This window comes from Arthrobacter sp. Bi26 (assembly GCF_918697925.1).
GTDB lineage: Bacteria > Actinomycetota > Actinomycetes > Actinomycetales > Micrococcaceae > Arthrobacter.
Genome location: NZ_CAKKMF010000004.1, coordinates 1 through 23,696, shown reverse-complemented (window position 1 = coordinate 23,696; position 23,696 = coordinate 1). Strand labels below are relative to the sequence as shown.

At 62.3% G+C, this 23,696-nt stretch carries 23 protein-coding genes and 1 pseudogene; 12 read left to right on the top strand and 12 right to left on the bottom strand.

Going from position 1 to position 23,696, the window contains the following annotated elements:
* Positions 1–393: 393 nt before the first annotated feature.
* Complete coding sequence (locus tag LQV16_RS23535; protein WP_290369309.1) at positions 394–921, bottom strand: amidohydrolase family protein; 528 nt, start codon at positions 919–921, stop codon at positions 394–396.
* Between LQV16_RS23535 and LQV16_RS01750 the strand changes: the two genes are divergently transcribed.
* The 3 genes from LQV16_RS01750 (at position 811) to LQV16_RS01740 (ending at position 2,362) form a co-directional block, all read left to right on the top strand.
* Positions 811–1,245, top strand: coding sequence for a transposase (locus LQV16_RS01750; protein WP_253073982.1), 435 nt, complete (start codon positions 811–813; stop codon positions 1,243–1,245). The genes LQV16_RS23535 and LQV16_RS01750 overlap by 111 nt on opposite strands.
* A complete protein-coding gene (locus LQV16_RS01745; protein ID WP_356815650.1) occupies positions 1,140–1,946 on the top strand; it encodes a transposase in 807 nt (268 codons plus the stop codon). Before LQV16_RS01750 ends, LQV16_RS01745 begins: the two co-directional genes overlap by 106 nt.
* 176 nt (positions 1,947–2,122) lie before the next feature.
* On the top strand, positions 2,123–2,362 hold the full coding sequence (locus LQV16_RS01740; RefSeq protein ID WP_229992223.1) for a hypothetical protein: 240 nt from the start codon (positions 2,123–2,125) through the stop codon (positions 2,360–2,362).
* Between the two features lie 420 nt (positions 2,363–2,782).
* Here the strand turns inward: LQV16_RS01740 and LQV16_RS01735 are convergent, their stop codons facing one another.
* From LQV16_RS01735 to LQV16_RS01720, 4 genes are all read right to left on the bottom strand, one after another.
* Complete coding sequence (locus tag LQV16_RS01735) at positions 2,783–3,007, bottom strand: hypothetical protein (protein ID WP_229992222.1); 225 nt, start codon at positions 3,005–3,007, stop codon at positions 2,783–2,785.
* A 241-nt stretch (positions 3,008–3,248) separates the two neighbouring features.
* A complete protein-coding gene (locus tag LQV16_RS01730) occupies positions 3,249–4,211 on the bottom strand; it encodes a sigma factor-like helix-turn-helix DNA-binding protein (protein ID WP_229992221.1) in 963 nt (320 codons plus the stop codon).
* Between the two features lie 9 nt (positions 4,212–4,220).
* Positions 4,221–4,736, bottom strand: a complete 516-nt coding sequence (locus tag LQV16_RS01725) for a DNA-directed RNA polymerase subunit alpha C-terminal domain-containing protein (protein ID WP_229992220.1) — start codon at positions 4,734–4,736, stop codon at positions 4,221–4,223.
* A gap of 232 nt (positions 4,737–4,968) precedes the next feature.
* Positions 4,969–5,460 (bottom strand): hypothetical protein, encoded by a 492-nt coding sequence (locus tag LQV16_RS01720; RefSeq protein ID WP_229992219.1) that lies wholly within the window; start codon positions 5,458–5,460, stop codon positions 4,969–4,971.
* A gap of 1,075 nt (positions 5,461–6,535) precedes the next feature.
* Between LQV16_RS01720 and LQV16_RS01715 the strand changes: the two genes are divergently transcribed.
* Positions 6,536–7,339: a CPBP family intramembrane glutamic endopeptidase gene (locus tag LQV16_RS01715; protein WP_229992218.1), complete on the top strand. Its 804-nt coding sequence runs from the start codon at positions 6,536–6,538 to the stop codon at positions 7,337–7,339.
* A 339-nt stretch (positions 7,340–7,678) separates the two neighbouring features.
* Here LQV16_RS01715 and LQV16_RS01710 read toward each other — a convergent pair whose 3' ends face one another.
* The 3 genes from LQV16_RS01710 to LQV16_RS01700 all read right to left on the bottom strand — a co-directional run bounded on the left by LQV16_RS01710 (position 7,679) and on the right by LQV16_RS01700 (position 9,857).
* Positions 7,679–7,828, bottom strand: coding sequence for a hypothetical protein (locus tag LQV16_RS01710; protein WP_229992217.1), 150 nt, complete (start codon positions 7,826–7,828; stop codon positions 7,679–7,681).
* 590 nt (positions 7,829–8,418) lie between these two features.
* Positions 8,419–9,459: an IS3 family transposase gene (locus LQV16_RS01705; RefSeq protein WP_229992216.1), complete on the bottom strand. Its 1,041-nt coding sequence runs from the start codon at positions 9,457–9,459 to the stop codon at positions 8,419–8,421.
* Positions 9,423–9,857 carry a hypothetical protein gene (locus tag LQV16_RS01700; RefSeq protein ID WP_229992215.1) on the bottom strand — a complete coding sequence of 145 codons (435 nt, stop codon included), beginning with the start codon at positions 9,855–9,857 and terminating at the stop codon, positions 9,423–9,425. The genes LQV16_RS01705 and LQV16_RS01700 overlap by 37 nt, the downstream gene beginning before the upstream one ends.
* 204 nt (positions 9,858–10,061) lie before the next feature.
* Here LQV16_RS01700 and LQV16_RS23630 point away from each other — a divergent pair, with 204 nt between their 5' ends.
* Both LQV16_RS23630 and LQV16_RS01695 read left to right on the top strand, forming a co-directional pair.
* Positions 10,062–10,508: a helix-turn-helix domain-containing protein gene (locus tag LQV16_RS23630; protein ID WP_356815648.1), complete on the top strand. Its 447-nt coding sequence runs from the start codon at positions 10,062–10,064 to the stop codon at positions 10,506–10,508.
* Positions 10,508–11,854, top strand: coding sequence for a site-specific integrase (locus tag LQV16_RS01695; protein WP_229992214.1), 1,347 nt, complete (start codon positions 10,508–10,510; stop codon positions 11,852–11,854). The genes LQV16_RS23630 and LQV16_RS01695 overlap by 1 nt, the downstream gene beginning before the upstream one ends.
* A gap of 93 nt (positions 11,855–11,947) precedes the next feature.
* On the opposite strand, the gene LQV16_RS01690 is transcribed toward LQV16_RS01695, so the two are convergent.
* The 3 genes from LQV16_RS01690 to LQV16_RS01680 form a co-directional block, all read right to left on the bottom strand.
* Positions 11,948–12,709, bottom strand: coding sequence for a hypothetical protein (locus LQV16_RS01690; protein ID WP_229992213.1), 762 nt, complete (start codon positions 12,707–12,709; stop codon positions 11,948–11,950).
* Positions 12,710–14,183: 1,474 nt separating this feature from the next.
* Entirely contained in the window at positions 14,184–14,600 is a 417-nt protein-coding gene (locus LQV16_RS01685; RefSeq protein ID WP_229992212.1) for a hypothetical protein, read from the bottom strand.
* Between the two features lie 80 nt (positions 14,601–14,680).
* Complete coding sequence (locus LQV16_RS01680) at positions 14,681–14,932, bottom strand: helix-turn-helix domain-containing protein (RefSeq protein WP_229992211.1); 252 nt, start codon at positions 14,930–14,932, stop codon at positions 14,681–14,683.
* Between the two features lie 202 nt (positions 14,933–15,134).
* Here LQV16_RS01680 and LQV16_RS01675 point away from each other — a divergent pair, with 202 nt between their 5' ends.
* Together LQV16_RS01675 and LQV16_RS01670 are read left to right on the top strand one after the other, a co-directional pair.
* Positions 15,135–16,289 (top strand): DUF4238 domain-containing protein, encoded by a 1,155-nt coding sequence (locus LQV16_RS01675; RefSeq protein ID WP_229992210.1) that lies wholly within the window; start codon positions 15,135–15,137, stop codon positions 16,287–16,289.
* Between the two features lie 221 nt (positions 16,290–16,510).
* Positions 16,511–17,287: a hypothetical protein gene (locus tag LQV16_RS01670; RefSeq protein WP_229992209.1), complete on the top strand. Its 777-nt coding sequence runs from the start codon at positions 16,511–16,513 to the stop codon at positions 17,285–17,287.
* A gap of 56 nt (positions 17,288–17,343) precedes the next feature.
* Here the strand turns inward: LQV16_RS01670 and LQV16_RS01665 are convergent, their stop codons facing one another.
* A complete protein-coding gene (locus tag LQV16_RS01665) occupies positions 17,344–19,737 on the bottom strand; it encodes a carboxypeptidase regulatory-like domain-containing protein (protein ID WP_229992208.1) in 2,394 nt (797 codons plus the stop codon).
* 292 nt (positions 19,738–20,029) lie between these two features.
* On the opposite strand from LQV16_RS01665, the gene LQV16_RS01660 reads away from it, so the two are divergent.
* The 4 genes and pseudogenes from LQV16_RS01660 to LQV16_RS01645 all read left to right on the top strand — a co-directional run.
* Positions 20,030–21,394 carry a competence protein CoiA family protein gene (locus LQV16_RS01660; protein WP_229992254.1) on the top strand — a complete coding sequence of 455 codons (1,365 nt, stop codon included), beginning with the start codon at positions 20,030–20,032 and terminating at the stop codon, positions 21,392–21,394.
* A gap of 85 nt (positions 21,395–21,479) precedes the next feature.
* The gene (locus LQV16_RS01655; protein ID WP_229992207.1) at positions 21,480–21,983 is read left to right on the top strand and encodes a hypothetical protein; all 504 of its coding nucleotides are present in this window, start codon (positions 21,480–21,482) and stop codon (positions 21,981–21,983) included.
* A gap of 236 nt (positions 21,984–22,219) precedes the next feature.
* Complete coding sequence (locus LQV16_RS01650) at positions 22,220–22,552, top strand: hypothetical protein (RefSeq protein ID WP_229992206.1); 333 nt, start codon at positions 22,220–22,222, stop codon at positions 22,550–22,552.
* Between the two features lie 765 nt (positions 22,553–23,317).
* Positions 23,318–23,696, top strand: a pseudogene (locus tag LQV16_RS01645) (hypothetical protein); the annotation flags it as partial.

Here is a 23,696-nt window from a genome sequence, read left to right as displayed (position 1 = left end):
CACAACAGCGACTGGGTTCACAGCAGGTTCGCGCAAAGCCCGGACTGCGGCCTAGCTCTAGATCCTGTGTGAACTGCAGATCCGAGGATCTTTGCCAGACCCGGGCGTCCTACTGGAGGTATCGAAAGACACTCCAAGGCTTCCGAAGAGGACAGTTTCCCGCGTGCGTCGCTCCGAACGAAGCCGCCCTCGTCGTGGTCGAGGAGCGGAAGTACGCTGGGGACGCGCATCCGAGGCAGACCAGACTTCCCTTCCGTAGTTTTGCCATTCGCGGTCCCGGTGATTGAACGTGGCGGCGTCCAGTTCCCGGCCATCGAGGAAGCTGAGGGCACGCTTCATTGGTTGTCGGGCTCCTATTGGGATGCTGCTCGCAGCTGGATGCTTCTGGCAGTGTCAGACTCCGGCCATGGACTTGTACCTGCCGGCACGTTCCAGAAGGCCCTGCTGGGAGCGGCGGGCTTCATCCATCAGCTCTTCCGTGTTGACGCCCAGCAGGACACCGTTTCGTTTGACGAATTTTCCGCCGACGAGGACGTGCCGGACGTTGCCTTCATGGGCAGCCAGGACGATGGACGCGGCCGGGTCCTGCACGGGTCCGAGGTTGAGGGCATGGGTGTCGATGAGCTGGATGTCTGCACGCTTGCCCGGGGTGAGCGAACCTATTTCGGATTCCTGTCCGATGGCTTTGGCTCCCCCGATGGTGGCATAGCCGAGGATGTCCCTCATTGCCACCTTAGGTGCCTGGGCTGCGCGCTCGGCACCCAGCCGCGGTCCTGCATCCCGACCCGTAGAAGGAAAGGAGACAAGACCATGGTGATCATCGGAATCGATGCGCACAAGCGCTCCCACACGGCCGTGATCGCGGATACGGTTGGCAGGCAGATCGCGGTCAAGACGATCGGCACGACTAGCAACGACCATCTGGCCCTGCTGGCATGGGCGAACAAGCATGATGATCAGGAACGGCTTTGGGCGATCGAGGACTGCCGGCATCTGAGCAGACGATTGGAACGCGACCTCCTCGTGGCGGGCGAACAGGTCGTGCGGGTGCCTCCTAAGCTGATGTCCCATGTTCGGGACAGCGCCCGCACGTTCGGTAAGTCGACCCGATCGACGCTCTCGCGATTGCACGTGCCGCCCTGCGAGAACCCGATCTGCCCGCCGCCCGTCTCGACGGCGCCGAACGCGAGATCCGCCTCCTGGTCGACCACCGCGAGGACCTCGTCGCTGAACGGACCCGCGTGATCAGCAGGCTCCGCTGGCATCTGCACGAGCTCGATCCTGCATGGGCGTCCCCGGCCAACTTCGACCGGGCCAGCGCGTTCGCACGCATCAAATTCCACCTGGAAGACTTCTCCGGGATCGTCGCCGACCTCGCACAACGGCTCCTCACCCATCTGCACCGCCTAACCGAGGAGATCGATGAACTCACGGCCGAACTCAGCCGCCGGATCCCAGTGATCGCTCCGGCACTGCTGGCGATCGTCGGCTGCGGGTCCTTGACGGCGGCGAAGATCCTGGGAGAGACCGCCGGCGTTACGCGATTCCGCTCGAAGGACGCCTACGCACGCCATAACGGCACTGCACCGCTGCCGGTGTGGTCTTCGAACAAGGCCCGGCACCGACTCTCCCGAACCGGGAACAGACAGCTGAACGCGGCGCTGCACCGGATAGCGTTGACCCAGGCCCGCTGCCATCCGGGTGCTCGAGAGCTTCTGGCCCGCCGTAAAGCAGGCGGGGACGGCGGCCACGGAAGCACTGCGTATCCTCAAACGCCGACTATCCGACGTCGTATACCGGGCCCTGATCGACGATCACAAAACCTCCGCAGCCAGCACGCTCATCCTCGCCGCTTGACAGAGGAGCTAGAGACAGTCCCCCTTGTGGCCGCACTCGAATGGGCCGAACCAGACCCCGGCACCGGCGACAGCGCAATGCTCCTTTGAGGAGGCGAAGCAACTCCATGAGACGCTCGGAGGCTTCATAAAAAAGATCGAGGAGCTGATAGCGCGGGGAGCTGCGGCTTGATCCATTTAGGCGGCCGAGATGTCATTTCCACCAGTAGAGCGGACCATACCCCCCCCATTCACGAGGTAGACTGCACAAAAAAGGGAGGCAGATAATGGCAACCATCGACATAAGTGGCGATTGGGGTACCCTAACGATTCAGCAGAACGGGACCCAGGTTACCGCAATTGCCACCGTTGCTAACCCTCACTTTAAACGCGGTGACGGAGTGCTGGTCGGAGATGTCCTGCAGATGACATTTACCGGCGGTCAGTATGTCCAAGCGTATACGGGCAAGGTTAGTCCGAACGGGCGCGAGATTGCGTGGTCCAACGGCACCACCTGGAGGAGATGAAAGAAGGCATGTAGTTTCGTGCGGTTCGGTCCGCTCTCCCTTCGCTGTGACGTTTGCCGCCGCTCGCGCGGCCTCACCTGGCCGGTCTGCAGGAAGTCGACTATCGGAGCAAGACCTTTAGCTGCTCGCAGTGTGGCAGCGAGGCCTACCTCGCCGTGATAGAGCCCATCAAGGAAGCCGCGGCACCTCGAAAACCCTCACTGTCCGTGTGGTGATCTCAGCCATCCGGATACCCGCCGGGTCACCCTGCGGAAGGTAAATCTGGATGGTCTGGGGTAACGGCGGTCTGGGAGTCATGCTTGAATCCTGCCACGATGAACCGGCCATGCCCGACAGGAAGTGATCCTGTTTCGCATCCCGAGTGGCACGCCTTAGTACCTAGGCTAGTCACCCTACCCAGGTGGCGCAGCCGCCCGGATCCTAGACGGTACTGTCAGCGAAGGCTGCGAGGGAAGGCTGAAGTAGCGGCCTGCTGTCCAGCTTGTCCACGGGCCGGGAGCTGGCTTCTTTAGACAGCGGGGTGACCAGCCTGGGAGCCAAGACGTTGTGCGGGTTCTTCAGCGCCAGGGTCGGCAGGGTGATCTCCTCGCGGATGCTGTCCCAGATGTGCTCCGGGACAGCCGGCCAGAACCGTTCAGTCCTCACATTCGACGCATTAGGTGGGCGTCTTTCTCGCGCACCTTCTGTGAACGGTGGCGGACCAGGAAGCAGGACCAGGTGACTACCGTATTTCGTGATTTCCAGAGTGCATGCGGACGACCCCGTCTTGGATCTCGAACGGCCTCATGCCGGCGTAAGCGACCACGCTGTTCGCTGTCACGGTGTAACGGCCCGTGATGTGCTCAATCAGGTCGTTTAGATTGACACCTCCGCCGTTCCGTGTCACCTACTCGCGAATGACGGAACGTATGCCGGCGTAGGCTTCCATTCCCCATTCCCTAAGCGCCCAACGGTCCCGGTCGACGCGTTCAAAGCGCTCGTCAAGACTCAGCGCGGTCTTGAGTGAGCCAACAGTGCGATCGAACACGAAGCGGTCTACGATTTCCTGCGCCCCCATCGGGGAGCCTGTCACGGACAGCACTGCGGCGGCATAGTCACCGACAGACTGCACACGTGTTAAAACAACGTGGTCCTCCACGGTGTAGCCGAGTCGCCGCAACCAGGCCGCCGTTAGATCTGACAACTGCTCGGGGTGGCTAGTTTCGATCAGGTCAAGCTCGGCGAGGCGCGCGACACCGTATTGGTCTGCCCGTTCCTCGAGTTGCGCCCGGGTGACTGTCTCGGCGGATTGAAGGGTTGGCACCGCACACCAGCCCTCCTCGATCTCGTACGCATCATCTAGCCCGTCAAGCACCCGCCAGGCGGGCTGCCCCACAGCTTCGACTGTCTTTCCAAGGGATGGCATTAGGGCAAGCAGGTCCTCCAGTGGTCGAATCGTTCCGATAAGCCTTCGGGCGGCATCCGCGACCATCGCCAGCGGCCCGCCCCCGCAGATGTAGCCGAGCAGGGCCCCGCGGGCCCTGCCTTCGATCTGACGCACGCGTTCACGAGTAACGCCATGCAACTTACCCAGTTCGTCCAAAGTGAGGGGAACGTCAGCAAACACCCTTTTTGCGAGAACGTTGACAGCACGGTTATCAAGGGTGGCCAGGGCTTTGTCGAATAGGACAGCGACGTCAGTCCCGGACTCTCCGTTTAGCAATGCCCTCGCCTGCAGAGATTCGAGCCGCTGACGAGCCTCGACTACTTCTTTAGGACTTCCTGGAGTGAGCGGCGCCCCAAACAGTGGCTGTTCTGGAAGCCCGACCAGGGCGTACCAACCGGCGATCCGCCTGAGATCATCGATCAACGAGGCCAACTATGTCGGCAGTACTTTGGGCTGCGTGACTAACAGCGTCGGCGGTATTTCGAGCTGCGGCTGCTCGAACGACGGTAAATCACTCGTAACGGCTGGCGTCGCCATGGATGTCGAGGCGTCTGCCAGGGCCTGAAGGATAGAGTCTATGGTTCCGACGCCGACGTTGCGCCACTTCATCATTTCCTCAAGTCGGACAGGGATCAAAACTGCTGCTGTGTTGCAGCCATGACGTTCTAGAGCGTTGGCTGCGCGCGCGGGGAGCCGGATTTCGAGTAGATTCAACTCAGGGGTAAGGCCAGGAAATATCTGGCCGATGGTCCATTGGCTGAGTCGCTCCATAGCAAGTTCCGAGAGCTGTCCCAGTCGCTGAATGCGGACGGCCATACTCTTGCCTTCGATCGCGTCCGCCCAAATCGGAAGGGCTCCAGCGTCAACAACTCCCTTTAGCCAAGGGAACGCGTCAATCCAATTGTGGGGACGCTGATCGTCAAGGCCCGACAAAAAGTCTTCTGTCATCCGATGGATTCTCTTTCCCCCATAGTCTCTCGACAGTCAAATCTACTCCCCCGAAACCCTCCGCCATAGGACGACTTCCTACAGCCCGGCAGAGTCACGCCACAGAGTCAGCGCAGGGCGTCACGTGACTTCCTTGGCCTGGGGAGGCTCCGCCGGAGACCGGCTCTCGGCGCGCTGGCGAACAGAAGAGCGGCCCGCCGATCACGCGGGCCGCTCTTCTGTTCGCCAGTCGTCAGCTGTCTCGGCTGGCGTCACGCGCCTGCTTCCACAGTTCTGCCTGTTCGTCGGTGAGCCAGTAGTACACGACGTTTGGGCCTTCCGGACGGGGGTCCATATTGGCTGCCCACTTGGCGGTGAGCGGCCAGGCCTTCGTGTCGTACCTGGCGCGGATGGTGCGGCCGAGGTGGGTCCAGGCCATCTTGACTTGGCTGCGAGGTCGTTCAGTTTCCTTGGCGAGCTCGTCGATGCTGAGCCGGCGTTCAGGACGATCGACGAGGACATCCAGGATCTCTCCGATGATCGACGCGGTCTTTGATCGGTCGCTGGCGAATTGGATGAGCTTCTCGAGAGGCCAGAGCGGGGCGTTGGCCTGCGCCTCGTTGGGGACCAAGCTGCCGCGTTCAGCGAGATCCTCGCGTTCGAACAAGTCGGCGAGGAGCCGGTAGACGGCCCCGACGTGCTCGTTCGGGACCGAGATGAGCGAGAATCCTTCGTTGTCGTTCACGATGCGCTCCATATTCCTTGGCGGTATCTGGTATTGTTTCGGAGCATACCAAGTACTGTGGAGTACTGCAATATACCCAGCCACAGTCGGCTCTTCAGGCCTGCGTTGCGGATGTCCCCACTCCTACACCTCGTTCGGTGGAAACTCGGCCGCTATCACGAGATGGGACCACGTCGCATTGAACACCCGCAGTGACCTCGTTCACTTGGATTACACCCACGACCGGGCGTCCTTCGGTGATTGGCCGGATCAGGCATCAGGTACTCGTGCACGACGCCGTTGAGAGTGTATGGGGCCATGGTGCACCACTAAGGCGGGGGAATGAATCTCGTCGACTTCCTGGAGGCGCGCATAGCTGAGCGGGGGGCACAGCTTCAGGGACGAGACGTCAAGCAGGATGGGAGCGCTGGACCGGGGGTTCCGCGATCCCGGCAAACTCTCAATGAGGCCTTGTTGTCCGAATGCGCGGAGAAGCGCAGCATTGTGGCGGCATGGAAAGCCTCGGCCGCGGCTGAAGGGACCACGGACCCTGCACAATCGGGGGGCGCTGACTCTTGCCCGACACTCGATGCTACGAATTCTTGCCGCCGGCTACCAGGACCACGTGCCTACCACGAGGAATGGTCCGTCCGACATTGACGCAGGTGGACTACCACTGTCCTCACAGACTTAAAACGCAAGGACGCCCCGGGCACCATGTCTGGGAGGCCCCGTGCGGGGGCCTGCACTAATCACTGTTCACGATGACGAAACGGCGGTTATCGGCGTTTCAACCAACAAGACTACAACCCGCCGCGATGATGTCGGGCGCCCGCGCCCATCCTCGTGTTCCAGTCGCGCCGGTGCTGCCTGCGCATCGATGGCAGGGGGAAGAGTGCGGCCCCTATGCGCCGGCACGGAGTGCTCCGTAACTTGCTTGTCCCGGAACCTTCCGGGGCGGACAATAGTCCTGTTTCCCGTGTCAGCGGCTCAGCGCTGTTTCGCCGCGAGCGGCATGCGCTGCAGTCCCCGACCAACAGGCATCTGAGTGACGGTACGGCTGATGAATTCGCACAGTTCTGTTGGGACTTCGTCCGTGATCAAGCAGCATCCGGTAGCAGCGTTCTTGGTGATCGCCATCCCGCTGTCTTGGACTGCCCAGATCGTCTCCATCGTAATGCTGGGGAATATCCTGCCTGGAATCCTCGCGGAGCTCCTGATACTGGTGGGAACGGCAACTCTGGTGACCGGCGTCGCGGACGGACGGCCGGCAATACGTGACCTCTTCCGCCGGGCATTACGCTGGAGGGTGGCCCCGGGCTGGTATGCAATAGCGCTGCTGGCCCTTCCCACGCTAACGGTCCTCATTTCGGCAGCCACCGGAACATTCCATTTGCCCGCCGGAGGGTGGGCAGCCTTGATGGGAAGCTATCTGCAGAACACCCTGATCATCGGTGCCTTACTCGGCAACATCTGGGAGGAGCTGGCGTGGACCGGCGTGGTACAGCACCGGCTCATGGACCGGAACGGGCAGGTTAGTGCTGCCCTGCTGACCGCCATCCCTTTCGCGCTTATCCATGTGCCCTTCGCCTTCGCTGAGAGGGGTTTCGCCGGCACGCCCTGGACCGACGTGGCGGTGACCTGGGCAGTCCTGTTCCTTTTCGCGCCGTTCTTCCGCCTGCTTATGGGCATCGTCTACCTGGGAACGGGCCATAGCCTATTCATAGTGGGGCTGCTGCATGCATCGTTTAATGCCTCCGCGGCGGACAAGCTCGACCTGTTCGACGGGGACTGGCAACAGATCGCGGCCCTGATCGTCCTGCTGGCAGGAGTAGCCGCAGCCGGCGTCACCCGCCCGGCCCGCTCGAGGCAGGCCGCTAATCCGCTGGGTCCGAGCTAATTCTTCAAGTTCAAGGCAGCCGCCGAGTGCGATGCGGGTGATGCGGGGTGATCAGCATGAGGGCGCCGCAACCTGGCCAAGAGCAACAATTTCATCGGCACGCAACGCCAGGATCGACGCGGAACTGTGCATGGCTCCCAGCTAAGAAGCCGTACCCGCTGAGGTTGCGGTCTCCTTGGCCCGAAGCCCGCCTAAATGCCCTACAGGACGAGCTCTTCCAGGGCGCATAATTCCCGCCAGATTCCGTTCCCAAGACGCGGTCAGGGGGTTCATGCCTCCCCGCGGCCGCCGGCCGGCCTGGGACGCTGTGACGCGTACCTGGAAAGCGTCAATTCAGGTTCATGCCGAACTGCGGGTGAGGAGGGCCCGCTTGAAGTGGGCTTCGGCCGCATCCAGCTGGGCGGCTGGGGCGCTCGGCGAGAACACCCGCAGGATGCTGAACTGGAAGTGCTGCCGGTGCCGGGCGCCGGCGGCAGCCAAAGGAGACACCGGCGCCCTGCGCGGCGTCAAGTTGTTCGACAGTCGTCACAGTGCCGGCTCCAACCCTCAGCCCGCGCTCCGCCGCAGCAGCGGCGACGGCGTGAAAATGCGAGCCTTCGCTGACGAGTTCCGGGGCGCGGGCTTAAGTGTGGACAGTGTCCACACCCCCTTTGGCCGGACAAAGCCGCCTTCCCTCACTGTCAACGACGGGAAACTGATGGGCGGAAATCTACAGAACCGAATTCTGTCGTAGTCATGTCGTACCCACTCCCCTACCCCATGAAAGAGTGTAGGCCGCGCCCAGACCTACCTATCAGAACCCATAGGAGGAACCGTATAACCCCCAGTACAGAACAGGCGGAGAGCCCACCAACCAGGGTCCTGAACCCGCTCCCCGCACACCTGAATAGGCCACCGCGGCGGCCAGGCCACAAGCCCGCGAACCAAGGGTCAGAGGACGCCACCAAGCTTTTGTACACACGTCAAAAGCAAAAACCCCCTCTGACGAGGGGGTTTGCGTGCCCAAGGTGGGACTCGAACTACATTCCGACCCCTGCAAACACAGGGAAGCCCCGGAAACATAGCCAATCCGGTATATATCAAGCTGTTTGTGACAGCTGGTTGGTTTTGTAGTTGATGCCGGCGTGGGCCGGTGCGGCTGGTGCGGTGGGTTTGTTCCGGTAGCGGTGAGGATGCCGGGCGTGGCAGGCGTTGAGGGTTGCCTGCCGCCGCCGGCGGGCCTGGTCGACTCGTCCTTCGTGGACGGTGTCGGGCGTGTAGTAGTTCAGGCCGCTGTGGCGGTGGTTGGCGTTGTAGTCCGCGAAGAATGCCGCCATGTATTCGCGGGCGTGCTGGAGGTCCTGGAATCGGCGGGGAAAGTCCAGGTCGTATTTCACTGTCTTGAACAGGGATTCCGAGTAGGGGTTGTCGTCGGAGACCCGCGGGCGCGAGTAGGACAGCGTGATGCCCAGGGACTGGGCAAGCTGGAGGGTGCTGCCGGCCCGCATGGGTGCGCCGTTGTCGGCGTGGAGCACGGCAGGGTGCTGCCGGTTTTCGGTGACCGCGCCCTTGATCAGCGCGGCGGCGAGGGTGGCCGTTTCGGTGTGTTCGACGCGGTGCCCGACGACTCTGCGGGAGAACACGTCCAGGATCGCGTAGAGCCGGTAGGTGTGTTTGCCCGGGCCGTGGAGCATCGTGATGTCCCAGCTCCACAGCTGGTTCGGGGCGGTCGCGTGGATGATGGGTTTGGCTCGTTTGGGGCCGGTTCCCGTGTGCTGGTCGCGGCGGTCGCCGTTCTGCCCGTTCCGGGCCACGATCCGGTGGGCGGCGGCGATGGAGAAGAAGCAGTGCCCCGCGTCGAGCATCCGGTAGTAGGCCTGGGTGACGGAGAGGTCGGCGTATTCCCTGGAGTTCAGCAACTCCATGAAGGCGCCGGCTTCGGCATCGCTGATCCGGTTCGGGTAGTCCCGGTCGGCATGGGGCACCAGGATCCCCGGCGGTGCAGCCGGGCTCAGACGCCGGTACCAGGCCGTGCGGTGAACGCCCACCAGGGCACAGGCCTTCACCGCGGACCAGCCGGCCGTGATCAGTTTCCCGGCAAAGGTCAGGGCGATGTCTTTCCGGGTTTTGGCGTCAGCCACTCCGGCCGGCCCGGCTCCGGCTCCTCCACTTTTGGATCCGTCGCCGCCGCGCTCTTGGCCATCGCGTCCAAGAGCGCGGAAGCTTTTCCCAGAATGTCCACGGCAGCCTCGGACCGTGCCAGCTTGGCCTTGAGGATTTCGTTTTCCTTCAAGACCCGTTTGAGCAACTGCTTATCGCCTGCGTTCAATCGCTGGTCCTCCTTGACGTTGTCGGATCTGGACCTCAGCTCCCCGGACTCCCGCTGGCGGCACCAATGGTTCATGGTGCCCTCGGTGATGCCCGCCGCCCTGATGAATGCGGCTTTAGAGCCCCACTCGAGGCATTTGTCGTACTCGTCCAGAATCGCGTGCTTCTGGTCGGTAGTGAAGTGCTTCCGGTTCGAAACACGAACAGGCATAACGAAATCCATGATGGACCTTTCCCCCGCTCTGAGCACCGGCTCCAGCAACAGGGAACCTGTCACACAACAGCCTGACACACAGGGAATCCGAGCCAGTCCGGCCGATGTACGACCCGATCCGAAGCCGAAAGTGTTGACACCGTCAACACCGACCCGGTGCAAACCTCCGGGCTAAAGAGATTCGAACTCCTGACCTCTTCGATGCGAACGCGGGATAACGCCAAGTCACTCCATGTCACTATTTGCCCCTCTGACGTGCCGGGATACCGCGTCGGCTTCATCGGAGGTCACGGGCGGTCACCTCAGGTTCACGCCCGTTCACGCCCAAAGTGTTATGCAAAGTGTTATGCCGGAGTCGTCTCGGGATCAGCCGCGCAAAGTGACACCCGCCAGCGAAGTGGCCGCATAGAAATCAATATGGAAGCATCTAAAGGCACGACATACGGCATCCAGTGGATGCCCAAGCAACTCATGACACGCGGCGAAGTCGCAAGCTACTTGCGTCGGTCACCAGGGACCCTGGCAAATTGGGCCGCGCAGCGCAAGGGTCCGCCCTACTACCGGCAAGTGGATGGGCACGTCGTATACGCGATCGAAGACTTGGCAGACTGGATTGCTGCGCAGCGCGTTACGCCGAGGGCAGCGTAATGGCCAACCATGAGATTCGCCCCGGATCCTGGGGAAAGGTTCCTCGCGCCAAGATGCGATCGGATGGCCGGTGGGTGGCAAACGGGCGTTACAAGAACTTGGACGGTGCTATTATCCAGCGGTTCCGAACTGGCAGCACTGCTCGCAAGGCGGAGTACTCCCTCCTTGCTCTGTTCCAGGAAATGGCTGCGCAGGATGAGATCAGAAAGAAGTCAGCCGAAGAGAAATTAGCTACCAAGCGACCGCATCCGACGGACATTCTTTTTTCCCACGTGGTTGAGGACTGGATCGCTTACATCCAGGCTGGTGGCCAGGGACTGCGGATCAGTACTGCCTACGAGTATGCCCGCATGGCGAGGGCCGACATCGTGCCGGCTCTCGGAGAACTACGGCTGGCTGACATCGACATCAAGACTTGCGCCGACTTTCTGCACGGCATCGTTGACAGCGGACGCTTCTATGCCAAGGCCGAACATAATCGTGCTGTCCTCTCGAACGTCCTGACTTGGTGTGCCGGCCGGGGCCTGATATCTGGAAACCCAGTGAGGCAAGTAGCCTCACTGCCTCGACCTCCTAAGAAACAGGTCCAGATAATCGAGAAAGAAGACATGGCAACGGTTCTGGCCGCCATAAGAAGCTACGGAGAAAAACAAGTCCAGGTTAGGCGGCCGGGACCGCGCCAGAACCTGGACATTCCTGACGGTGTGGAATTGCTCATGGCCACCGGAATGAGAATCTCCGAGCTCCTTGCGCTGCGGTGGGAGGACGTCCACATCGACAAACCGGATAAGGGCTCCTACTGGGTTCAGATCAATGGCAAGGTCGGATGGGAAAAGGGCCATCCGATGCTTCGCCATAGCTATAGGAAAACGGACGATAAGATCCTCGATCTTCGCATCAGCCCGGAGGTGGCCGCCATGCTTCGTGCCCGGCGAGCCAACGAACAGCGCGCTAACCCCAACGGCGCGATATTCGCCGCCCGGGGCGGCAAATGGATGCAACTCAACAATTTTCGCCGCCGGTGGCGCATAGTTCGTCAGGAGCTGGAAATCACCTACGACCTGCCTGAGGAGGACGAAACTTCGGGAAGAAAACAGGAACGCCGAGAGTCCTGCGACATTGACACCGCAACGCCCCATACCTTCCGCCGCTCGGTTGGCACGTTCATCGGAGAAACGGTGTCCATTGACCAGGCGGCTCAACAGCTAGGACACAAACGAACGGCCGTCACCATCCGCTCCTACCTGCGAGAACGTCAGGAGGCTCCCGACAGCAGCGGGCATCTAGCCAGTGTCATGTACAAGCGCGACAAGTCAACAGGTTCGCCGGCGCAGCCGACCTCGTAGTCCCCCAACCAACCCATAGGTGAAAAGTGGGTCTCGAAGGTATGTGGCGGTGGCCGTCTGCACTATTGCGCTGACTGCCCTCGGAGCCTCTTGCTAACGGTCGAATCGATCTGCGTAGACGAGGCGTAGCCCGTCAAGTCGGGCCCGCTGGTAATTGACCCATCGGGCTGTCAGGGCACGATCTGCAAGCAGATGCCCCGAACGTGGCGGTACTTGCTTGACAAGGGCGACAGTCTCAAAAGTCAGCCCCTCGCTTGCCAAGAACGCCTCGTGAAGCTCAGCGCGCGAAGGCTCATGGTGGATCGCTTTTGAATTGATGAAGTCCTCAATCAGGACGCCAGTCTTACTACAACAGACTGGTCCTGCATTGAACTTGGCGGTTCGGAATTCAACCATCAGAGATGCTGCTTCGTCATTTAGAGCCCGCTGAACGAACGTCCGGGGCTTGGGTGGGGTAAGCACGTCACCGTATCCGAACTTGATAAGCCCCGTGCCGTCCACCTGCATGATCCTGTAGCCGGCGCTATTTCGGTTGAGTTTCAGATCGCGGTTGCTGAACACAACCCAGTGATCAATGCCCGGCCCAATTTTCTCGGTCGCGTCAATGTCAAGCTCGATGAGCGCATTCAACACGGCAATCACTTCCGGGTCCGTAACGACGGTTCCGTCCGGCTTGAGGGCCCCGTCGTTGTCATACTTCCCGGCCTTCAAGATCCGCTTGGCCTCAGCAATGTAACCCCTCGGAAAATTCATCTTGATTCCCTCCGAAATCACGCCGTCGATGTCATGCTTGGCCGCTGTCGTGGCCTCGGCCGTACTCCAGCACAGCTGGCAGAGCGGCCACGGTGACAGCATAGGTCAGTGAAGCTGCACCACGAACCTCAGTTCGACGTGTTGACCAACAGAATCTTCATCGGTTCTGGTGATGTGGAAGTCGTCGGCCCGGCCAGGAGCTGCGGCGGCCGGCGCGCCTGTCCCATTCCCGTCACAACCTGATGACGTTTCACGACGTGAAAGTCCAGGATGTCGGGATCAAAAGGCCGTCAGATTCGGCTTCGTGCTCATACTGCCACTTATGCCGATTTTCCTCTAAGTATCTGGGCAACGAATGAAGGTTCACCTTTGATCCGAGCTGCTGCCCAGCGGTGATTTCCGTCGACGAGGACAATTTTGCCATTACTCAGCTCGGCAGCGAGTGGACCGAGAGCCCCCAGGATGAGGGCTTACCAGCAAGGGTTCGGTCTGGCTGCCTGAGGTAGGACTCCACGACATCCTTCCTCAAAATCCCCTGAATGCTCGCATCAATGCAGGACAGCAGAACTTCCCCCGGCGCATCAAGTCCAAGCTGCCCGCGATGCCATTCCGTAAATAGCGCTGATGCTTCGCTGTCCTCCACCACGGATGCCTGCCGCAGACCGAGCTCCTGGGTGGATATGTAGTGGAGTGCAGCATCTTCGTCCCACTGACCTAAGAAACTGATGTCTCGCATTGATCCCTACGTCGATCCGATATGGACAAGTCACTCAATCTTTCTCTTGAGCCTGGCGATCCGTGACTAGACCGGATGTAACGCCGGCCGGCGTGTTGACTGGGGCATTGGCTGCCGATAGCTGTATGGCCTAACATGCCAGACGCGGGAGCCTTCCTTGGCGGTTCCGTCCCTTACAAAAGACCGCTTATTGGCGTGGCAGATAGCCCCTGGAGAGAAGGACCGGCGTCTTGTATTTGCCGTTAGAATCCAGCCATGAGCGAGCCCCTCGATCCCGCGCCCGGCAGGCAATAGCATTTGTCGGGTCCATCATGGTCAGCGTCAGCATCTACCGTGCTCTAGTCAATATTGATGCCCTCCCGATCGCTATCCCCGGCGGATTTCTCCCCGGATACTGGCCAGGCCAAGCGGCGGTACCGCAGCAGCAACCACCGTTCAGCCCGTCGACCCCGCAGCCGCCGACCTACTCCTGACGCCGCCCCTGGAGCAGCACGGAATTCCTTGTTGACGAAACGCTCTGGGACGCTTGGAGACGGAATTCATGCTGCCGTCACTGAAAGACATGCAGACGAGGATGTCCGGCCTCCAAAATGACCCCGAGCCGGCGATGCGGCAGCTGGTCCGGTTGTGACGGTACCTACAGCCCCGATTCCGGTCCGCCCCGACAGCAGCCTGCACCCCGTCGTGTTGAAGCTCTTCGAGACGGACCTGAAACTGCAGGCCCCCACAACGTCTTCGCCGCCTGGATGGTCACCCCCTGCTCGACCTCGGCGGCCCGTCGATCTGCTGGTGCGGCAAAGATCGGCTCCTTCAGACGCTTGAGGCTTACGCGCAGCCAATTTAGACGTCCAAGACTTCTGCGCGGTTGACGAGCCCGAGGCCCTGGCGCCTCAGCGCTTTGATGCCAGCGGGCGACCCCATTACGAGCATTCCCACGAACAGATTTTTCATGACGAGTTGCTGGAACCCTCCAACGAGAAGGGGCACAGCGGGCCGCAGGGGAAGTTTGACGTCATGCAAGATGACGAAACCTGCCTCCGAGGGCAGGAGGCCCGGATCAGCAGCCACTGTTCGAGCGTCGAGCTCTATGAGCGAGAGTCCCCGAGCAGCGACAACTCTCCTTGCAGTCTCCATGACCTCCGCGCCGGCGGCGGCGGTCTTGCATGTTGCCACCGTCATCATTCCCCAGGCACCGGGGCTGCCAATCGCTAGGGCGTAGGTCAATTCTTCGGACCACGCTTTCAAGGTTAAGTCCATGCCCCCACCGTTTTAGAGCGGCCTGACACCATGTGTCCTAGACGCTCAGCTGGGCCTTCATATCCCAAGCCCCCGTTGCATCACTCGTCCCCGACCTCTACTTCGGCGAACTCACCCCGCGAGACCTTTTCGGCCACGCGGCGATACGCCTCGTCGATGTAGGCCTGCAGGTCGTCAATCCCGGTACACCATTGGCCGCGGCCGCCGACCTGAAAGCCTCTAAGCTCCCCAGTTCGAAGCAGAGACCTAATCGCCGCATCGCTGACGTTCAGTTCTTGCGCGGCCTGCTCGACGGTGAGGAAGAGCGGCTGCTTACGGGGCTCCTCGTTCATGGCTACATCGTATGCGTGCCACCATCCGGATCCTCCGAGCGCCAGCGACTGAGTCGCACGGGAACACACTTAGCAGAAAAACGTACCGACATTTTGCGACCGCTACGCCACGGAAGGCATAACCCCGGGGGCGCTCCACTCGCGGCTCTTGACCTACTGTTCGTTAGACCAGGAGACGATATTTGGCAGCTACCCTGAGGGAATGATCTCCCGGGCTACACACGACGACTGGCAGCTTCGGGAGATTGTCCCCAATCCCTGGGGCGAGATCCCGGTGACAGGTGGCGGGAAGATTCTCGGCCAGTCGGCCCAACGTTATTTCGAGCGTCTGATAGCAATCGGGTCAGCTGCTGACACCGCGGCCAGACGCCACCACTACGTGCCGAAGACACACCTGAGGCGGTGGTCGGCCGATGGGAGACGCGTGTGGACGCTCAACACCGAAACCGGAGTGGTCAAAAAGCTCGGCGTCAGCGACGTGTGCGTCTCTGAGAATTTCTACAGGGTTGTCGGTTCTGACGGCGAACCCCACAATCGGGTAGAACTCATGTTTGGAGCCGTTGATGAGGAACTGCGCAGAGTCCAAGACCTCTTGCTCGGGCTTCGTAACGACGGAGACATCTCCTTCGAAGACTTCATGGCGGCAGGCGTTTCGGCCGCACTTCAAAGAATGCGGACCATGCAGAGCCGCCGGCTCCTGCAGCAGTACGACCTCTGGATGGGTGATCAGGGCGCAGACGACTTCAGTAGCCCTCGCGACGACGCAGATCCACTTCGCCTGGCCAACATCCATACTAAGAACACGTTCCAAGCGATGTGGGACGCCGCAGACCTCATGACAACCCGCCAACTCGAGATTTGGGACGACCCGAAGGGCCGCTTCCTGACCTCCGACGTTCCGGTTCAGATCCCGTTCGTGAGGAATGTTCGTCCTGGGGTCGACAACGCACGGGTGATTTGGTGGCCAATTAGCCCGAACCGGGCGGTCGCGTGGAGTAACAACCTCGTTGGGAGAAGGTTGTCTTCAGGAAGGCAACAGCCGCTGTCACGGACCAGATGCGGGCCATCATGCTCCAAGGGCGTGATCGCTTCATCATCGCGACCGAACAGCAATTGCGCTCTCTGCCAGTCGGCAAACCGCTGCCCCGGCGGGCCCAGATACGACTCCGATGTTCCCAGCAGCATCAGGGCAAATACATTGAGCCTCCGGGTTGCGTCGTTGAGCATGTCGAGTGTTACGACCGGGCGCCAAACGTCGCGCTCTGTGAAAACGGACTACATCGACCGGTCCCCGACTTGGCCCACTACTCCTAACCGGAGTGTCACGCCCCGCAGTCCAAGGAATCCCATTCGCTGAACACCGTTCGGGTCCACGCGTCTGGTGGGATCCCCCTTGCCGGACGCCCGCGGCTGACTTGGTAAAGTCGGGCGTGCGCGGCTGATCGGCCGCCGGCATCCTTCAGGGGGACATACGTGGGACTCGGCAGTTGGGTCAGGCAAGCATTCGGTACGAAACCGGCTACGGCTGTCCCGCCGGGAGAGCCTGCTTCTCTGTCCGAAGCGCCCGTAGGCCTCCGCGTGACCATATCGACGGGGACAGCCCGCTGCGTAGAGCTGGCCGGAACAACCACATTCACCAAAGAGGCCGTGGGTGCCCTGGCTGACCGCCACAGCCTCGGCATCCGTGGCTACTACGAGGGGCCCGCGCAGCTCCAGCTGGAACCGGACAACCCCGCCGACCCCCATGCGATCGCCGTCCTCGTCGAGGGTGAAAAGGTCGGTTACCTGCCGTTCCCGGCCAACAGGGGCACCGGCCTGAAGCCGGGCGCCAGTGCGCCGGCCACGTACCAGCTCCACGTCCTGCGGGAAGCGAAGCTGAAGGCGAAGGCCTTCGTCTGGCTCGGCGACGGGCCGCCGGAATGGGATCACACGGAGGACAATCCCCCGGGACTCACAACCGCCGAACGCGCCAACGAAGCCCACCGGGACCGGAGCGCCATGGTCCGGGAAGCCCTGACCGGCGGAGGCGCCCGGGCTGCCCAGTTCGAGCGCGGCATGGTTGACGGCGTCCACTATCTCGAGCTCATTGAGCCGATCAAACAGCTGAATCGCGACGGCCGGCTCGAAGAAGCTCTCGTCCTCTGCTACAAAGCCATCACTGCCGCCGAAGGAGACGCCGGAGGACGGGAGCCCGCGCCGGGTTACACCGAGCAGGCCGCCATCATCCACCGGAAGCTTTCCCAGAAAGACGAGGAGATCGCCGTGCTGAAGCGGTGGCTGGCCAAATGCCCGAAGGCACGCCGGAACGGAAGCCGGATCGCCGAGCGCCTCGCCAAGCTGGAAGCCGCGTCCTGACACGTCAGGCGACTAACCCGCGACAGTCGGTTACTTGCCAGGCACGAGGCCCTTTGTCACACGACCCGAGCTGTCGCCGCTGAGGTCTTCGACTTGGTGGTGTAGCCGGTCTTGGTGCCGGTGACGGTAACCGTGATGGTCTTGCCCGCCTGGGCCGTCGTGAGCTTGTAGGTCGCGGCGGTCGCGCCGGTGATGGCGGCTCCGTTGGCCTTCCACTGGTACGCCAGGGCCACCGGCGCAGGTCCCCACGTCCCCGGAGCCGCCGTCAGGGTGGAGCCGACCTTCACCGTTCCCGTGATCGTCGGCACCGGCGCCGGTCCGAGCGTGCCCGGGGCCACCGCAACTGTAGCGGTGGAAGTCTTCGACATGGTCGTGTACCCGGCCTTCGTGCCGGTGACGGTGACAGTGATGGTCTTGCCCACCTGTGCCGCGGCGGGCTTGTACGTGGCGGCGGTCGCGCCGGTGATGGCGGCTCCGTTGGCCTTCCACTGGTACGCCAGGGCCACCGGCGCAGGTCCCCACGTTCCCGGAGCCGCCGTCAGGGTGGAGCCGACCTTTGCCGTACCGGTGATCGTCGGCACCGGAGCCGGCCCGAGCGTGCCCGCAACGACGGCGGCTGCGGCAGCCGAGGTCTTCGCGGCCGTGGTGTAGCCGGTCTTGGCGCCGGTGACGGTGACAGTGATGGTCTTGCCCACCTGTGCCGCGCCGGGTTTGAAGGTAGCGGCGGTCGCCCCGGTGATGGAGACGCCGTTGGCCTTCCACTGATACGTCAGGGCCACCGGCGCCGGACCCCACGTTCCCGGAACAGCCGTCAACGTCGAACCGACTTTCGCCGTACCCGTGATGGTCGGCACCGGAGCCGGTCCGAGCGCGCCCGCAACGACGGCGGCTGCGGCAGCCGAGGTCTTCGCGGCCGTGGTGTAGCCGGTCTTGGCGCCGGTGACGGTGACTGTCAGGGTCTTGCCCACCTGCGCCGCGCCGGGTTTGAAGGTAGCGGCGGTCGCCCCGGTGATGGAGACGCCGTTGGCCTTCCACTGATAGGTCAGGGCCACCGGCGCCGGACCCCACGTTCCCGGAACAGCCGTCAACGTCGAACCGACTTTCGCCGTACCCGTGATAGTCGGCGCCGGAGCCGGCCCGAGGGCCGGTGCCAGAGCAATGTTGATACCCGTGAGGTCCTGGCCGGACGTGAGGTTCACTAGAGTCGCAGCCTCGTAGGAGGCTGCGTTTGTGTAGCACTGCAGAAAGATGCGGAGGATCCCCCGGAACAAACATAGTCTGTAGCTGCCCGCAGTAAGTTGGGTGATCGTGTATGTCCCGTCAGCCTGCACGAATCCCAACCCCAACCCACCGGGATTAGTGTCGGTCGACAACTGCACGGTTGATACATACATGTCGGTCAGGTCGACGCCGGGCGGTACGGTAATCTTGCCGCTGATGCTGGCAGCCTTCTTGAGAGTGACGTTGATGCCGGCGAGGGCTTGGCCCTCTGTGACCGTCACCGGGGCCGCGGTCTCGAACGAGGCTGCATCCTTGTACCACTGCGTAAGGGCGCTGGTCGCACCTCCGTCGAAGTCCAGTTTGTAACTGCCCGGCGCCAGCCCCGACACCTTGTATGTTCCATCAGAGCCGACCGAGGCAAAGCCTGTGAAATTGTCCGACCCGGCCGTCGGTTGAGCAGATACGCTCAGGAGGGTCAGGTCGACGCCGGACGGAGCAGTAATTTTCCCGCTGATGCTGGCAGCCTTTTTGAGGGTGACGTTTATGCCAGTGACGGCCTGGCCCGCGGTGAGGACCACCGGGGTTGCAGTCGCGGAGGAGGATGCGTTGCTGTACCACTGCGGTACGGCGTTGGTGTCGGTCCCGCCGAATTCCAGCTTGTAGCTGCCCGCCACCAGACCGGTAATCTTGTAGGTCCCGTCGGCGCCAACGAAGGAAAATCCGACGTAGGCGCCGGACGCGGACGCATAGGAGTAGACAAACACTTTGGTCAGGTTGACGCCGGGCGGCGCAGTGACTTTTCCGCTGATGCGGGAATCTTTTTTGAGGGTGAAGTTGATGCCGGTGACGGCCTGGCCCACCGTGACGGTTACGGGGGTGGCCGTCTCGAAGGTGGTCGCGTTGTTGTACCACTGCGGCAGTGTGCCACTGTCTTGGCCAGAAATGTCACCAATGCTCAGCTTGTAAGATCCTGCTTGAAGGGACGACACCGTGTACGTTCCGTCAGCATTAACAAAGCCGGTGCCCGCGTAGCCGTTGGAACTGGTCATCACCAGCACGGCCAAGGCAGTCAATGTAACCCCGGCGGGAGCAGTGATCTTCCCGCTGATGCTGGCGCTCGATGTGTCAACGACGGCTGCTGCGGGGTGGCTCCCGACGAACAAGAGCGACAAACAGACCAAGACTGAAATGGCCAGCCGCATACGCAGCTCGCTGGCAATGCGAAGCATGTTCCCCCCATAGATTCTTCTGCGCCGGACCAGCCCGCTCGCCTATGCCGCGAGTCTAACCACAGATCCACCAGATGACCTTGTGTTTTCCTTAAACGCGCGCCAGACACTGAAACAGGGTCGAGTGTGTCGTGATATGGCGCCGGTGCCCCGACTCAGCAGGCGTCGCCGATCGCCGATGGCCGACGCACCCCCGCCATGATGCCCCTCGCAAGATCGCTGCGGCCGTGGTTGAATCGGTCCGTCAGCGGCAGGGGGCCGCTGCAGGGGGTGGACAATGCCGCTGGTGGCCATGCTTGATGGGGAACGGGTCGACGCCACGAAGCACACGCGTGAGTCCTGGCTCGCACTGCAGTCCTCGGAGGAGCGCAGACAACTGGTGATGCCCTTGTGCGGCGTCCGGGCCGTGGCGAAAGCGCGCGGTGAAACCAAGTTCTTCGCGCACCTGTCCACCGCCGGTTGCGGTGTCGAGCACGGCGGCGAGACGCCCCAGCACCTGGCCATGAAGGAGGCCCTGGCCTTGGGCATCGACCGGGTGCCCGGGTGGCATGCCATCATCGAGCACCCCTATCCTTCCCGGGAGTGGATCGTCGACGTTCTCGCCGAGTCTGATGACGGAGCCCGAAAGGTGGCCTTCGAGGTCCAGCTCTCCTCCCAGACGCCGGACAGGTACGCCAGCCGGAGCCAGCGGTACTTCGACGGTGGCATCTTCCCCGTGTGGCTCGTGCCCCGCGAGCTCGAGTACAGCCCCATCGCCGTGCCGGCTGTCGTGACCGGTTTCGGTAAATCCTCCGACATCCCCGAAGACGTCGAACAGCTGCTCCGGATCGACGTCGACCTGAATTTCATCCAGCAGGCCAAAAACCTGGACGCATTCATCGGGCAACTGCTCCACCGCGGGCCGCACTGGCCGAAAGGATCTCCGACCCAACAGGCAGAAGCCCGGAAGGCCGAGGAGGAGCGGCGGATTGCCCAGCTCAAAGCAGAGGAGGCGAAACGTGCCGCCTTCGAGCTGGCCGTCCAGCAGACGAACGAACGCAGCGCACCGGCTTCCGTTGCTTTCGGCCCGCATCGGGTGCCCGCCGACTCCGACATCTTCATCTGGGCGACATTGAACGCGTGTTGGAAATGCGAGGAGCCGATGCTCGTCTGGGCCGCCCGCAGCCCGGGGCAGGGCAAGCGGTGGACGCGGGTCCCGGAAGTCCAGGCCAGGGATGAAGTCGGCCTGAAGCGGTTCGAGAACCGTCCCGAGATCCACCGCGTCGTCGACCGGTGGATCAAAGAGATCAAAGCCGACGTGCCCAAAGCCGTCATTAGGCTCCGGCGCACCAAAGCCTCAGGCAAGGAGTACAGTGCCTTCTGCTGCCCCGCCTGCGACGCAGTTGTCGGCCAGGTCTTCCTGCACCGCCTTCGACCCGAGAAGTGGTCGCTCATCAGTGGACCGGAGATCGCTGCCGCTGCGGCGCGCTCAAGCAAGAGTCAGCCAAGGCAACGCAAGTCTGCCCAGCCCAGGGTTCCCCCACCGGCAACGCTACGGACGGTGCCAGCCCTCGACCAGTCACCGCGGATGGTGGCGTTGCAGCATACATGGGCGGAACTTCACTCAGAGGAGGGCGTCGCCGACGCACGACGAAAGTTCCGGGGAACCCGGTCATGATCACCCCACGGCGCCCGTTCACCATTTTCGGATAGGTTGGCGTCTAATAACTTGCTCGCTGTTCCCCAGGTAAAGGGCGCCGGTTGTGGATGAATCCTTTGAGGCCCTGCTGTCGGTTCTGGCCGCCGTGCGGAACTCCCTCATGCAGCGCAGGCTGGGCGCCACCGTCGATCAGGTGGACGCCGGAGGTGCCCGGCAGTCAGCCGTGATCATGGTCAGCTACAGCGACGGGACCTGGACGGTTACCGACGAAAACAAAACCTGGTCGTTCACTCCCGCGTACGGCGGCAGGATCGAGTACGGCACCGGGGAGGTCGAGCAGGTGCCTCGGGACCGGGACGATTACCTTCCACCGGAAGTTGCCCTGTTCTTCCCGTTGTCCATGCGCATCTGGGGCGGAAGTGCGGACGACTTCCGGGTGGCTGGAGCCGAAGCAGATGGTGAAGGAGTCAGGTTTGCCCTGGTCTCAATTGAAGACCCCAGCTTCACCGGGTATGCGTTCGTGAACACCAAATACGGGGTCATGACCGAGTACGTGACGCCTGCCAGGACGTTTCATGTCCGCGACCTCAGCTGGCTTACCGACTAATGCCCCGGTGTAGCCGCCGAGGAGATGCCGGCATTCGGCGCACCTCTGGACCCTGGACGCCAGGACCGCGGTTCATGTGGGCTCCGGAGTAACCCGCGTAGTCTGTGCCCATGACCTCGGAAAGTGGTGATGGCGGTAAAAGGTATGCGTGGCAATCGTGGCCGTCCGACTCTCTGGAGGGCATGCCACCGAAGCGGCGCAGACTGGTCGTCTGGGGTATGCTGTGGCTCTTCCTCTTGAGCAGTCTCCTGCAGAGCGTCCTTGGCGCAGTAGGAATGCCCGAGCCGTGGCGGTCCGTGCTGCTCGCTGCCGCCCTGGCGGCCGTCTTCATTCCCCTGATCCGGGGAGCAACCACTGAAACCCGGGCCCTCCGAGCCGAAGGCATCGACATGCCCGCCTTCGTGATCACCCGCAAATCACTGATCGTGCTCTCCGTCATCACCGCGGTGTTCTGGGTCGTCTTTGCTGTCCTAGCATTCCTGGGCGAGTTCACCTCCCTGCTGGTGCCGATCGCCTGGACCGTCTTACTGGCCTTCCAGGCCCGGCAGTGGAGATCCCTGCCCCGCTGACTGACAGCATGGGGAACGAACGGTAGCTGCCAGTTCCTCTCCCCAGCATCATCCAACTGCCAGGGCAATCTAACCAAACAGACTCAATGACCAGGGATCGGAGTCTAGGGCCGCGCAACAGGAGCCAGGCTCCAGGGCGGATGACTTGCCATCCGGCGACGGACCGTAGACTCGGCCCATGTCAGGTCTTGGTGGAACGAAAACAGTCCGTCGCGCTGCGGCACTCATTATTGGGACTCTGCTCGCCGACGGCATGGCCGCCTGTGCTTATGAGGACGACCGAGATCCACAGCCAACGACTGCCGTCCAAAGTCACCGGGCTGCGCCCACCGTCCCTGCGAAGGACCCTGGCGTTCTGGGTGTGGAAGCGAGCAACTACTCAATACTCCACAAGCGCCTGGCCAATGCCACGGGGCCTGTTCTTCTTGACGACGCTGGCCCGGCCGACGGGCCAGGGGTTGGCTTCAGCAAAGCCGCGACGGTGGTGACTACTGGTCCGTACACTGTCACCGCGACCTGCGTTGGCACTCCCGCCACCCAGATCTTCCTCTCTCAAGATGGGGTCGAGCCAGTATCGCTGGAGGTTGATTGCTCGGGGGTCCTTTCGAAGGTGGTCCAACTGCAGAAAGGGTACGTCGGTGCCCAGCTGACCCGCCCAGACCCGACCGGCGCTTGGACCGGGGCGGTCGCCGGAATCAAGATCACAGTCCAGTGAGGCTCAGGAGCCGCGGGCTCAATAGGCGCGCCGCAGACTAGGCTGGGGCCGTGGAACCGATAAGTGCTGACAACGGGAGCTGGCTGCGGCCGTTGCTGGACACCGGCAGCCGCGATTTGAACGTCGTGCCGCGCGGCTTCCCTGCATATGCCCGGGCGTTCCACCCGGCGCGAAGGGATCGGCCCACGGGCGAGGACGGCGGACCCGTGACGTGGGCTGAGGTGGCCCGCGTCTTCGGCAAGACCAGGCACCCGCTGGCGCAGTATCACCGGCTGACCGGACCCGAGGTCGGGGAACACCGGGAGGTTCTCGATTCGAGTGGGTGGCGGTACTCCGAGCCGGACCAGGGAAACCTCGCAGCCCACGTCCTCGAACCGGTGGCAACAATCCTGTGTCGGCACACCGCCACGCCGGACAGCGGTGTCGCCG

What these genes read in the sequence shown, in the direction of transcription:
- LQV16_RS01680 (WP_229992211.1), bottom strand. Translation starts at nt 14,932, where the DNA reads ATGAACGAGGAGCCCCGTAAGCAGCCGCTCTTCCTCACCGTCGAGCAG.
- LQV16_RS01690 (WP_229992213.1), bottom strand. Translation starts at nt 12,709, where the DNA reads ATGCTGTCACCGTGGCCGCTCTGCCAGCTGTGCTGGAGTACGGCCGAG.
- LQV16_RS01685 (WP_229992212.1), bottom strand. Translation starts at nt 14,600, where the DNA reads ATGGACTTAACCTTGAAAGCGTGGTCCGAAGAATTGACCTACGCCCTA.
- LQV16_RS01725 (WP_229992220.1), bottom strand. Translation starts at nt 4,736, where the DNA reads ATGACAGAAGACTTTTTGTCGGGCCTTGACGATCAGCGTCCCCACAAT.
- LQV16_RS23630 (WP_356815648.1), top strand. Translation starts at nt 10,062, where the DNA reads ATGCGAACGCGGGATAACGCCAAGTCACTCCATGTCACTATTTGCCCC.
- LQV16_RS01740 (WP_229992223.1), top strand. Translation starts at nt 2,123, where the DNA reads ATGGCAACCATCGACATAAGTGGCGATTGGGGTACCCTAACGATTCAG.
- LQV16_RS01660 (WP_229992254.1), top strand. Translation starts at nt 20,030, where the DNA reads ATGCTTGATGGGGAACGGGTCGACGCCACGAAGCACACGCGTGAGTCC.
- LQV16_RS01695 (WP_229992214.1), top strand. Translation starts at nt 10,508, where the DNA reads ATGGCCAACCATGAGATTCGCCCCGGATCCTGGGGAAAGGTTCCTCGC.
- LQV16_RS01750 (WP_253073982.1), top strand. Translation starts at nt 811, where the DNA reads ATGGTGATCATCGGAATCGATGCGCACAAGCGCTCCCACACGGCCGTG.
- LQV16_RS01665 (WP_229992208.1), bottom strand. Translation starts at nt 19,737, where the DNA reads ATGCTTCGCATTGCCAGCGAGCTGCGTATGCGGCTGGCCATTTCAGTC.
- LQV16_RS01700 (WP_229992215.1), bottom strand. Translation starts at nt 9,857, where the DNA reads ATGCCTGTTCGTGTTTCGAACCGGAAGCACTTCACTACCGACCAGAAG.
- LQV16_RS01675 (WP_229992210.1), top strand. Translation starts at nt 15,135, where the DNA reads ATGATCTCCCGGGCTACACACGACGACTGGCAGCTTCGGGAGATTGTC.
- LQV16_RS23535 (WP_290369309.1), bottom strand. Translation starts at nt 921, where the DNA reads ATGGTCGTTGCTAGTCGTGCCGATCGTCTTGACCGCGATCTGCCTGCC.